At 47.9% G+C, this 12,030-nt stretch carries 9 protein-coding genes; 6 read left to right on the top strand and 3 right to left on the bottom strand.

The window, feature by feature from the left end:
• Window positions 1-129 precede the first annotated feature (129 nt).
• Complete coding sequence (gene focA, locus K0H60_RS08080; protein ID WP_011716602.1) at window positions 130-1,104, bottom strand: formate transporter FocA; 975 nt, start codon at window positions 1,102-1,104, stop codon at window positions 130-132.
• A 1,018-nt stretch (window positions 1,105-2,122) separates the two neighbouring features.
• Here focA and pflB point away from each other — a divergent pair.
• Window positions 2,123-4,405, top strand: coding sequence for a formate C-acetyltransferase (pflB, locus tag K0H60_RS08075; RefSeq protein WP_220057816.1), 2,283 nt, complete (start codon window positions 2,123-2,125; stop codon window positions 4,403-4,405).
• Window positions 4,406-4,468: 63 nt separating this feature from the next.
• Window positions 4,469-5,209: a pyruvate formate lyase 1-activating protein gene (pflA, locus tag K0H60_RS08070; protein ID WP_220057815.1), complete on the top strand. Its 741-nt coding sequence runs from the start codon at window positions 4,469-4,471 to the stop codon at window positions 5,207-5,209.
• A 15-nt stretch (window positions 5,210-5,224) separates the two neighbouring features.
• Here pflA and yfbV read toward each other — a convergent pair whose 3' ends face one another.
• A complete protein-coding gene (gene yfbV, locus K0H60_RS08065; protein WP_083757889.1) occupies window positions 5,225-5,668 on the bottom strand; it encodes a terminus macrodomain insulation protein YfbV in 444 nt (147 codons plus the stop codon).
• A 141-nt stretch (window positions 5,669-5,809) separates the two neighbouring features.
• On the opposite strand from yfbV, the gene ackA reads away from it, so the two are divergent.
• The 4 genes from ackA to K0H60_RS08045 all read left to right on the top strand — a co-directional run bounded on the left by ackA (window position 5,810) and on the right by K0H60_RS08045 (window position 10,969).
• A complete protein-coding gene (gene ackA / locus K0H60_RS08060; protein WP_011622273.1) occupies window positions 5,810-7,009 on the top strand; it encodes an acetate kinase in 1,200 nt (399 codons plus the stop codon).
• A gap of 125 nt (window positions 7,010-7,134) precedes the next feature.
• Window positions 7,135-9,288: a phosphate acetyltransferase gene (pta, locus tag K0H60_RS08055; protein WP_088212125.1), complete on the top strand. Its 2,154-nt coding sequence runs from the start codon at window positions 7,135-7,137 to the stop codon at window positions 9,286-9,288.
• A gap of 472 nt (window positions 9,289-9,760) precedes the next feature.
• The gene (locus K0H60_RS08050) at window positions 9,761-10,195 is read left to right on the top strand and encodes a hypothetical protein (protein WP_220057814.1); all 435 of its coding nucleotides are present in this window, start codon (window positions 9,761-9,763) and stop codon (window positions 10,193-10,195) included.
• A 549-nt stretch (window positions 10,196-10,744) separates the two neighbouring features.
• The gene (locus K0H60_RS08045; protein ID WP_220057813.1) at window positions 10,745-10,969 is read left to right on the top strand and encodes a hypothetical protein; all 225 of its coding nucleotides are present in this window, start codon (window positions 10,745-10,747) and stop codon (window positions 10,967-10,969) included.
• A 147-nt stretch (window positions 10,970-11,116) separates the two neighbouring features.
• On the opposite strand, the gene K0H60_RS08040 is transcribed toward K0H60_RS08045, so the two are convergent.
• Window positions 11,117-12,028, bottom strand: coding sequence for a class I SAM-dependent methyltransferase (locus K0H60_RS08040; protein ID WP_220057812.1), 912 nt, complete (start codon window positions 12,026-12,028; stop codon window positions 11,117-11,119).
• Window positions 12,029-12,030: the final 2 nt, after the last annotated feature.

Here is a 12,030-nt window from a genome sequence, read left to right as displayed (position 1 = left end):
CAAAAAAGCCCAGTAACACTGGGCATTTTTTATAAGTCTAAGGAAAACAGCCACTCAAGGAACACTTATCCCAAATCTAAGCGACTGACTCTCTTAGTTACATTTTCTCTTAACTACTTAGCCCTTGAGCTACTTACTCTCTTGGCTATTTTTCGCCTTTTCGGTATGTAAGGGCGATGCAAAAAAGTGCGGTTGATGGGATTTTTGCGGATCGGGTAAGGCTATTTGGCCCTGCTCAATCCACCAATAACCGAGGCCAACGATCACACCGCCGCCGACAATGTTCCCTAAGGTCACGGGAATTAAGTTATTGAATACAAAGTTTGCCACGGTTAAATCGGCAAATTGTTCTTGGGTCACGCCTAAAGAAGCAAAAAACTCAGGGCTAGCGACCGACTGAATAGTGATCCCAAGCGGCACCATAAACAGGTTTGCGATACTGTGCTCAAAGCCACTGCTGACAAACATGGCTACCGGGAGGATCAGTAAAATCGCTTTGGTCAGGGATTCGCGGCTGGCGAAGGTCATCCAAATACCCAGACACACCAACATGTTACATAAAATACCTAAGCTAAATGCCTGTACCCAAGTATGGTGTAGCTTATGTTGCGACACTTTTAACGCATTTAAGCCCCAGTTGCCGCCATCGAGTTCATATAAACCCGCCGCCATGATCAAGCCAACCATTAACATGGCGCCGACAAAGTTGCCGATATACACGCGGCTCCAGCATTTGAGCAATTCACTGGTGGTCACCTGCTTTTGCGCCCATGCAACGCTGCTCAGCACCGAGCTGGTAAACAGCTCGCCGCCGCAAATTACCACCAAAATTAAGCCTAAGCTGAAGGCAATCCCACCTACTAGGCGCACTAAGCCCCAAGCGCTATCACCCGCCCCCGTGGTGACTGTCAGGTAAAACACAAAGGCTAAGGCAATAAAAGCGCCTGCAAATACCGCTAAACCAAAGGATTGCCAAGGCGCCTTAACCACTTTGCTTTTGCCGTAAATCTCGGCTTGGTGATAACAGCTAAAGTGTGAAGAAACCTGTATTGGCTCATGGCCAGTCGAGGATGTTTGTGGAGCATTAGCGTGTGAGTCTTTCATAACTGTACTCCCAAAGCCGATAAACAAACGCGAACTTGCAACATAGGTCTCTCCTACAGCGCCCAAGCGCAGATCAAACCAATCAACATTTACATTAAGACTTGCTTAAATGATGACTCACTAAAGTCACGCTTTGTAACATACAAATCGCATTAGCCGTGAAGCAGAGTTTGCCAAAGCGTGATGTTATTCACAGGTAAAATGTAAAAATTTTGAAGCCATAAACACAAAAGGTTAATTGGTCATACCAATTTTAATCACCTTTAACCAATTTACCATGCTGCTTTTCAATATCATTTTTAGGTAAGATGAAGCAGATTTAACCTTACATAAGGCGAGCGTCCGTAATCAAGATGACGGCTTGTTGACGACGCCTCTGTTCGCGCTGCATTCATTTGAGGAGAAACAATCATGTTTCCTATCCCCTCAAACCAAACGCTTTCATACTGACTTATTTTCCGTCAAATGCCCTACCACCGCCTTGCATCCCGTATAAACGAGCCTTTGCGACGACTGTATTATCAGGCCAAAGACCGCCTAAATCGTAAACAATTAAAATCAATCGATACGGTGATAGCTTTCGTCGGTTAAAAGCGCGACAGTCAATCAAATAAGCGATGACATTGGCTCCCAATGGGCCAGTAAAAGCGTGCTTTAAACCTTATTGTGCTAAAAAAATGCTACCTTGCTAGCAAATTTGCGATTAATCGGGCACAAACTCGCCCGTTTAAGATGCGAGAGTAGAAGAGCTATGCTAATATGCTCATGGATAATTGGTCTTACCAATTTATAAAAGAGTTATCGATAACCGATAATCCAAGTTAAACGAATATTTGTCATCTTATCGGGTATCAATAGACAGACACTTGGCGCGATAAATATCCCCAAGTTCCAGTTCCCATCATAGGGCGTCATCTTGAAGGGAGCTTTAATCAGGAAATAGCGATTGGCCTATACTCAACATGGTTTGCCCCATGAGCGCCAATGACCTTTATCTCAACCAAAAGGTATTAGTACGATGACCGACAAAACTGAACTGTTTGCCAACGCATGGGAAGGTTTTACCCCTGGCGATTGGAAATCTGAAGTCAATGTACGTGACTTTATTCAACAAAACTATGCTCCCTATGAAGGTGACGAGTCATTCCTAGCCGGTGCCACCGAAGCCACAACCCAGTTGTGGGACAAAGTGATGGAAGGCATCAAGCAAGAAAACCGCACCCACGCGCCAGTTGATTTCGATACTAAGATGGTCTCTACCATCACTTCCCATGACGCGGGTTATATCAATAAAGATTTAGAAACTATCGTTGGTTTACAAACTGATGCGCCGCTCAAGCGCGCTATGTTACCTAACGGTGGTATTCGCATGGTTGAAGGCTCATGTGCCGCTTACAACCGCGAACTCGACGCCGATGTAAAATACATCTACTCAGAACTGCGTAAAACCCACAACCAAGGCGTATTCGACGTCTACACCCCTGAAATCATGGCGTGCCGTAAATCCGGCGTATTAACCGGTTTACCCGATGCCTATGGTCGTGGCCGTATTATCGGTGACTATCGCCGCGTAGCGCTCTACGGTATCGACTTCTTAATGAAGGATAAATTTGCCCAGTTCAGCTCACTGCAAGCGCAGTTTGAAGCCGGCGAAGATTTATCTAACGTTATCCAACTGCGTGAAGAAATTGCCGAGCAGCACCGCGCTCTAGGTCAAATGAAGACCATGGCGGCTAAATACGGTTTCGATATTTCTCGCCCAGCCGCTAACGCCAAAGAAGCGATCCAATGGACATATTTTGGCTACTTAGCTGCGGTTAAGAGCCAAAACGGCGCGGCCATGTCTTTAGGCCGTACCTCATCTTTCCTCGATATCTATATCGAGCGCGATCTGAAAAACGGCATCATCACGGAGCAACAAGCTCAAGAAATGATTGACCATTTCGTGATGAAACTGCGTATGGTGCGTTTCCTACGTACTCCAGAATACGATGAGTTATTCTCAGGCGACCCTATTTGGGCAACTGAATCTATCGGCGGTATGGGCTTAGATGGCCGTACACTGGTAACCAAATCCAGCTTCCGTTTCTTAAACACCTTATACACTATGGGTCCAAGCCCAGAGCCAAACATCACTGTGCTCTGGTCTGACAAACTGCCTGTAGGCTTTAAAAAGTACTGCGCGAAAGTGTCTATCGACACTAGCTCTATCCAGTACGAAAACGATGACTTAATGCGCCCAGATTTCCAATCTGACGATTACGCTATCGCTTGCTGCGTAAGCCCAATGGTTGTGGGTAAACACATGCAGTTCTTCGGCGCCCGTGCAAACTTGGCAAAAACCATGTTGTATGCGATCAACGGCGGTGTTGACGAAAAACTGAAAATCCAAATCGCCCCTAAAGCCGCCCCCATCACCGACGAAGTGTTGAACTTCGATGACGTGATGAATCGCTTAGACGGCCTGATGGATTGGTTAGCGACGCAATATGTCACTGCGCTGAACTCTATTCACTACATGCACGACAAGTACTCCTACGAAGCTGCGCTAATGGCTCTGCACGACAGAGACGTACGTCGTACCATGGCTTGTGGTATCGCAGGGCTTTCTATCGCGGCCGACTCACTGTCTGCTATCAAGTACGCTCAAGTTAAACCGGTACGTGATGAAAACGGCATTGCCGTCGACTTTGAGATCAGCGGTGATTATCCAAAATTTGGTAACAATGACCCACGCGTCGACGATATCGCCTGTGACTTAGTGGAACGTTTTATGTCGAAGATCCGCGACCGTAAAATGTACCGCAACGCTATCCCAACTCAGTCAATTCTGACCATTACCTCTAACGTGGTCTATGGTAAGAAAACCGGTAACACGCCAGACGGTCGCCGTTCAGGTGCGCCATTTGCACCGGGTGCAAACCCAATGCACGGCCGTGATGAGAAAGGCGCGATTGCCTCGTTAACCTCAGTGGCAAAACTGCCTTTTGCCCACGCACAGGACGGTATCTCTTACACCTTCTCCATCGTGCCTAATGCCTTAGGTAAAGATGAAGACGGTCGCCGTACTAACCTCGCGGCGTTGATGGACGGATATTTCGCCCACAACGAAGGACACGAAGGCGGTCAACACTTGAACGTTAACGTGATGAACCGTGAAATGCTTGAGGATGCGGTCGTTAACCCTGACAAGTATCCGCAACTGACCATCCGGGTATCGGGTTACGCAGTGCGCTTTAACTCTTTGACCCCAGAGCAGCAGCAAGACGTGATCACACGTACTTTCACAAAAGGTCTGTAAGCTAAATTAGGTAAGGCTGTAGTACAATGTGCTACAGCCTCACTTATTTCAACAGGAGTCACAATGGCAGTTACCGGTCGGATCCACTCAGTGGAATCCTTTGGCACAGTGGATGGTCCAGGCATACGGTTTATCACCTTTATGCAGGGCTGTTTAATGCGCTGTCAGTATTGTCATAACCGTGATACTTGGGATCTTGATGGTGGCAAGGAAGTACAGGTCGACGAGTTAATGAGCCAAATCATTAGCTACCGTCCCTTCCTCGATGCCAGCAACGGCGGTGTGACCGCCAGCGGTGGCGAAGCCATATTACAGGCGGAGTTTGTCGCCGAGCTTTTTAAAGCCTGTAAGAAAGAAGGCATTCATACCTGTTTAGATACCAACGGCTTTGTGCGTAAGTACACGCCAGTGATTGATGAGCTACTCGATAATACCGATCTGGTGTTGCTCGATATCAAACAAATGAATGACGATAAACACATTGAACTGACTAAGGTCAGTAACCACAGAACGCTGCAATTTGCCGAGTATCTCGCCAAACGCAATCAGCCTACCTGGATACGTTATGTGGTTGTGGGTGGATTTACCGACGATGAAGCTTCGGCATTACAACTGGCCGAATTTATCAAGCCCATGAAGAATATTGAAAAAGTTGAACTCCTGCCCTACCACGAACTGGGTAAACACAAGTGGGAAGCGATGGGAGAAACCTATCAACTCGATGGCGTCGTCCCACCGAGCCGCGACACCATGGAAAAAATTAAAGCCGTGTTTAGCTCACAGGGGATTAATGCGGTGTATTAAGACGCCAAGGGAGGCTTAAAGCTCCTCCCAATAACTGGCATCTAAGCGCTCAAAGGCTATTTTTAAAATGAGCGCCATATCAAGGTAACACGCCTTAGCGCCCAAGGATTGGCAATGAATGCCCATGGCAGACAATTTCGCACTCAACTGATTACTCCAGTCGAACAGCGATAAAGGTAATGGATGGCGCGCACGCCAGCCTAACCACAATAAGCCCTGCAACGGCAGGCTAATAAAGAACAATGCGATTGTGAGGGCTTGGGGTAAAAACGCCCAACCATAGGTATAAATCTGACTCACACTCGCCAAAATCGCCAGCACTGGCATCACCAGAATGGCAAGCTGAGTGGCGCGTACCACCCGATACTCAGGAAAATACAAACCCAGTTGTCTAACCATAGGCCACGTCTTCATATAACGACGACCGTCACCTAAGGTTTTGAGAATATTGATACTCAATTTTAGACACCTACAACAGAGGAACACTGCTTTTACCATAGCACAATCTGGCACTGCGCCCCAAGACTGTGATGGCAAATTACGCAAGCGTTCCCAAGATTTTGAATCGTTAACTTAAACACAATGGCAAAAGGTTTACACATGTCTAATAAACTGGTTTTAGTACTCAATTGCGGTAGCTCTTCACTCAAATTTGCCGTCATTGACGCGCAAACAGGTGACGATCAGATCTCTGGCCTAGCCGAGTGTTTTGGCTTAGAAGACTCGCGCATTAAATGGAAAATCAACGGTGAAAAGCATGAGTCCTCTTTAGGTGCATTTACCGCTCACCGCGAAGCCGTTGAATTTATCGTCAATAAAATCCTTGCTGGTCAACCTGAATTAGCCGCGCAGATCCAAGCCGTGGGTCACCGTATCGTACACGGCGGTGAGAAGTTCACTCGTTCTGTAATTATTGATGAGCATGTGATCAAAGGTATTGAAGAATGTTCTTCACTGGCGCCACTGCATAACCCAGCACACCTTATCGGTATTCGCGCGGCCATTGCCTCTTTCCCTAAACTGCCACAAGTGGCGGTGTTCGATACAGCATTCCATCAAAGCATGCCTGAGCGCGCTTTTATCTACGCACTGCCATACAAGTTGTACCGTGAGCACGGTATCCGCCGCTATGGTATGCACGGCACTAGCCACCTGTTTGTGAGCCGTGAAGCCGCTAAAGTGTTGAACAAACCTTTAGAAGAAACCAATGTGATCTGCGCGCACTTAGGTAACGGTGCCTCTGTGACTGCGGTTAAAGGCGGTAAGAGTGTTGATACCTCAATGGGACTGACGCCGCTCGAAGGTTTAGTGATGGGCACTCGCTGTGGCGATCTCGACCCCTCTATCATCTACCACTTAGTGCACCAACTGGGTTACACACTGGAAGAAGTCAACAACCTGATGAACAAGCAAAGTGGTCTGCTAGGGATTTCTGAACTGACTAACGATTGCCGTGGCATCGAAGAAGGTTATGCCGATGGTCACAAAGGCGCGACCTTAGCACTGGAAATCTTCTGCTACCGTCTGGCGAAATATATCGCGTCTTACACTGTGCCGCTCGGTCGTTTAGATGCCGTGGTCTTTACCGGTGGTATCGGCGAAAACTCCGACATCATCCGCGAAAAAGTGCTCAACATGCTGCAAATCTTCAATTTCCATGTGGATAGCGAGCGTAACAAAGCCGCCCGCTTCGGCAAGAAAGGCATCATCACCACAGACAACAGTACCGTTGCCATGGTCATCCCCACCAACGAAGAGTGGGTTATCGCCGAAGATTCGATTAAACTCATTACAAAATAATAAGATGATTCAAGCCGTTTGCTCTGCCAAACGGCTTTGTTATTAGCGACCTACAGCTAAACAAACACAAGCAAAGCAGCAGAGACGACTCACTCTGCCAAAAACCATCGAACTTAGAGGTTTTTATGTCTCGAAATATCATGTTAATCCCCATAGGCACAGGAGTTGGCCTGACCTCCTTAAGCCTAGGTATGGTGCGCGCATTAGAGCGTCACGGGGTAAAAGTCCAATTCTTTAAACCCATTTCCCAGCTACGTCCGAATGATAATGGCCCAGAGCGCTCGACCACGATTTTAAGCAAATCGCCCACGGTCAATCCGTTAGAGCCCTTCGATATGGCCCATGCCGAAGCACTGATCCGCGCCGATCAAACCGATGTGCTAATGGAGCAAATCATTGCCCGCGCCGCAGAATGCGCCAGCAATACCGAAACCCTGATCGTTGAAGGTCTAGTACCAACCCGTAACCATCCCTTCGCCGATGACGTGAACTACGCTATCGCCAAGGCAATGGACGCGGACGTGATCTTCATTGCCACCCCCGGCAGCGACACGCCAACTGGCCTGATGAACCGCCTCGAAATTGCCTACAACTCCTGGGGCGGCAAAAACAACAAACGTCTCATTGGTGCCGTGATCAACAAGATTGGCGCACCAGTGGACGATGAAGGTCGCGCGCGCCCTGACTTATCGGAAGTGTTCGATCATCAAGGCGTACAACGCTCTGATGCGTCCATCATGTTCCAAATGCCAGGTAAGAGCCCACTGCGCATCTTAGGTAGCGTGCCTTACAACCTCGATTTGGTTGCACCACGCGCATCGGATCTGGCTAAGCATCTACGTGCCCGCATTCTCAATGCCGGCGAGATGAACACCCGCCGCCTGCGCAAAGTCACCTTCTGCGCCCGCAGCTTGCCAAATATGGTCAACCACATTAAGACAGACTCACTGCTGGTGACCTCTGGCGATCGCTCCGATGTGATTGTGTCAGCGTGCCTTGCCGCCATGAACGGCGTAAAGATTGGTGCCCTGCTGCTCACCGGTAGCTACGAGCCAGAGCCTGAAATTCTGAAACTGTGTGAACAGGCCTTCGAGACAGGTTTACCGGTATTCCTCATCGATACCAACACTTGGCAGACTTCATTAAACATCCAACGCTTCGACCACGAAGTGCCAGTGGATGATGCGGTACGTATCGATTTAGTCCAAGAATACGTCGCTAGTCATATCGATCAGAGCTGGATTGAAAGCGTGACCAAAAACTCCCCTAGGGAACATCGCTTATCACCCCCAGCGTTCCGCTATAAGCTCACCGAACTTGCGCGCGCCGCCCACAAAACCGTGGTGCTGCCAGAGGGTGATGAGCCACGTACCATCAAGGCCGCCGCGATTTGTGCCGAACGGGGTATCGCGCGTTGCGTACTGTTAGGTAAAAAAGATGAAATTCAACGTATTGCAGCACAGCAAGACGTTGTTCTGGGCGAAGGCGTTGTGATTGTCGACCCCGATGAAGTACGCGATCGCTATGTTGAGCCGATGCTCGATCTGCGTCGCAGCAAAGGTTTGACTGAAGTCGTTGCCAAAGAGCAGTTAGAAGACAACATGGTGCTCGGCACTATGATGCTGGCACAAAACGAAGTCGATGGTATCGTCTCTGGCGCGGTAAACACCACGGCCAATACGATTCGTCCGCCGCTACAACTGATCAAAACTGCACCGGGTTCTAGCTTGGTTTCTTCCATCTTCTTTATGTTGATGCCAGACCAAGTGCTGGTTTACGGTGACTGCGCGATTAACCCCGATCCAAACGCTGAACAACTGGCCGATATCGCCATTCAATCGGCAGAATCTGCCAAGGCCTTCGGTATCGAACCAAGAGTGGCGATGATCAGCTACTCAACCGGTAACTCAGGTACTGGTTCGGATGTGGATAAAGTGCGTGAAGCGACCCGTATCGCGAAAGAAAAACGTCCTGATCTGGTTATCGACGGTCCACTGCAATACGACGCGGCCGTGATGCCAAACGTGGCTCGCTCTAAGGCGCCCAACAGCCCTGTTGCGGGTCAAGCGACTGTATTTGTGTTCCCAGATCTCAACACAGGTAACACCACTTACAAAGCAGTACAGCGTAGTGCTGACCTCATCAGTATTGGCCCCATGCTGCAAGGCATGCGTAAGCCTGTGAACGACTTATCCCGCGGCGCCTTAGTGGACGATATTGTCTACACTATCGCACTGACGGCTATCCAAGCGTCACAAAACGATGCTAGCAAAGCCTAATGTAGGCTGCTAAAGCTACACAAAAAGCATCATCAAAAAAGCACTGACCTGTTCAGTGCTTTTTTATTTCCGAATAGAAAGGCTCACAAAAAGCGGACAGCATTAAACGCTTAAAATATCCTCAAAAGGCCATAAAAATGCTGTTTGGGGGAATTCACACGCTGTGAATAGACTGGGAAAATCTAAGAAAATATCCACAAGGAAATGGCTGGAGAACGGCATCATAGAAAAGCGTCACTTTTTAACCAGCAATTAAAAACATATATAATCAGCTACTTAAAAATTATCCCTCTAGTCTTCAACATAGTTTTCCACAGATTCTGTGGATAACCTAATGAAGTCATCCTTTCAGATATGCCACATGCGGCCGATCCGAGTCAAGTCATTTTCGGCAGTGACCGCCATTATTACAAAACTTGAACATGGCCGCTAAAATCGCGATACTCATGACAAATTCCTATAACGAAAAGCCATGAGAACCTTATTTTTTCTTTCATTCCTGTTTTTGTTTGGTTGTGGCGATGCCTCAGATAAAGAGCAGCACGTGCTCACTCCCGAAGAGGTGAGTCTCGGCTTTTTTAGCGCCATTTATGTTGACCGCGATGTGGAGAAGGCCAAGTTATATGTCGATGCTCCACTCAAAGAAGTCTTAACCCACTATTACATCGCCGCAGCGGTGCAGCGCAATATGCTCGGCCTGTCGATGACCAATGTCGAAATGGAAATTGATGATATTGATATCGACTTTTTCCGCAAGTTCACCAAAGACGTCATGGTGGTCGTTAAGATGAAGGGCTTAAAGGGTGGACAGCCTTGGATTGATGACAGAACGCTGCGGCTGCATAAGATTAGCGGCAAGTGGATTATCGTTGAGATCATGCCTGAAAAACGTAAGGTGAATGGTTAAACGGTGTATCACTCTCTTTCAGGTTGATATCCAAAATCAGATAAAAAAATCGCAACCCTAAGGTTGCGATTTTTTTGTGCTTGTATTTGTTACTTCAGACTCAGAATTCGCACTGTAAACCTTAGGCTTACAGGACTTAGACCGCTTCTTCTTCGCTCTGTGCAGGTAAAGACGTCATTACGTCGTCTTTAACTTGGTAGTAAGCGTTTTCGTATTCATGAACTTCCATAACAACTCCTGCTCGATTTTGTAAGGTCGCAAAGGCATGCCGTTCTATGCTGACATTTTGCCCATGAGGAAAGGGAATTTCCGTGGCGCAGAGTATACCAAAGCCAGACCAATAATTACAGAAAACTTTCAGTTTTGTTTCGATGTAAAAGATAAAAATGGTTTTTAACGCTAAAAAAGCCCAAAAGCCGTATCTAAAAATGAAAGCCTTTCAGTTGATATAGCCTAATGCACTAAAGGGCGCGGGCTTACAAACAAAGAATCTAGGAAGACGGGCACAAACTGCTATCAATTAAGTAATGATGCGAGTAGGAGGTCGATATGAATGCCATCATTGAGTTTGAAGCCGCAAAACTCACCACCTTATTCAGCCACGGCGATATCTTGGGGATCCATATGTTTATGGATCAAATGAATATCCCGCTCGATGTGCAGGATAAGCTCTATGCTGAAATTTCTGCGCTTAAGCACTTAAACCCACACGATGTCAGTCTCGCCATTGAACATCATGGACAATCGCAACTCTCAGAGCGGTTAAGCTATTAACAGGCTAGTACTAGTAAGAGTAAAGATGGGATAAGGCGCGAAGCTACATCATGAAGTGCCATCATAAAGCCTCTTTCGGTCTTATGATGGCGTTTCATGACAGCGTTTTATGACGGCTTTTATGACCGCATTTTATGACAAAAGTGCTTACGCCTTTAAGCGGTAACGCAGCACCTTTAATGATTTCTCCTCAGAGACATCAACAAAGGCGGCGGGATTGGGTAAGCGCTCTAGGTATTCGAGCGCAGGCGCAGCGTCTTCAACCTGCTGACGTAAAAACTGGGTATCGAGTTCCGGCGCATTTAAACAGAGTAGCACTTCGGCATTCTCGGCTAACAACTCGGGTAAATGTCTGATCAAACGCACATAATCCTTAGTCGCCACGAAACTGCCCTTTTGATTACTCGGCGGATCGGCAACCACTATGTCATAGGGTCCTAACTTACGTAACTTACCCCAAGACTTAAAAATATCGTGCCCTAAGAAGCGTGCACCCGCGCTAAAGCCATTCAGCAGATGGTTCTGCTTGCCTATGGCTAACGCCCCTTTACTCATGTCCATATTCACTACTTCGTCGGCGCCGCCCTGTAGCGCTGCCACCGAGAAACCACAGGTATAAGCAAACAAATTCAGCACTTTCTTATGGCGAGCATGGGCTCTGACCCATTCACGGCCATTAGCCATATCGAGGAACAAACCGTGGTTTTGTCCCCGCAATAAATGCACCTGAAACTGAGTGCCGTTTTCGGTGACCACATGGGGATCGGGCACCTCACCCGCCAGTACTTGGCTAAAGGTTTCGCCACCGCTGCGGTATTGATACACCAAGTTTAACGGCCGATTGGGTTGTATCACTTGCCAACGCGCCGTAATCGCCTGTTGGCACTCGGCCAACTCGGCCGCATCGAGGGGAATAAAACTGGTCAATAACAACACGGGCGCGAACCAATCTAAACAAAGATGTTCGCAGCCAGGGTAATAACCGCCGCGGCCATGGAATAATCGCGAGGCATCTTCCCCGACCTCTATCGTCGCCAGCGCTTCTATAAAACGTTGCATTA

This window comes from Shewanella mangrovisoli (assembly GCF_019457635.1).
GTDB lineage: Bacteria > Pseudomonadota > Gammaproteobacteria > Enterobacterales > Shewanellaceae > Shewanella > Shewanella mangrovisoli.
This window is presented reverse-complemented; position numbering and strand designations above follow the sequence as displayed.

Bases quoted from the DNA above. Each gene is read 5' to 3' on its own strand.
- pflB (WP_220057816.1), top strand. From the start codon at position 2,123: ATGACCGACAAAACTGAACTGTTTGCCAACGCATGGGAAGGTTTTACC.
- pflA (WP_220057815.1), top strand. From the start codon at position 4,469: ATGGCAGTTACCGGTCGGATCCACTCAGTGGAATCCTTTGGCACAGTG.
- focA (WP_011716602.1), bottom strand. From the start codon at position 1,104: ATGAAAGACTCACACGCTAATGCTCCACAAACATCCTCGACTGGCCAT.
- pta (WP_088212125.1), top strand. From the start codon at position 7,135: ATGTCTCGAAATATCATGTTAATCCCCATAGGCACAGGAGTTGGCCTG.
- ackA (WP_011622273.1), top strand. From the start codon at position 5,810: ATGTCTAATAAACTGGTTTTAGTACTCAATTGCGGTAGCTCTTCACTC.
- K0H60_RS08050 (WP_220057814.1), top strand. From the start codon at position 9,761: ATGAGAACCTTATTTTTTCTTTCATTCCTGTTTTTGTTTGGTTGTGGC.
- K0H60_RS08040 (WP_220057812.1), bottom strand. From the start codon at position 12,028: ATGCAACGTTTTATAGAAGCGCTGGCGACGATAGAGGTCGGGGAAGAT.
- K0H60_RS08045 (WP_220057813.1), top strand. From the start codon at position 10,745: ATGAATGCCATCATTGAGTTTGAAGCCGCAAAACTCACCACCTTATTC.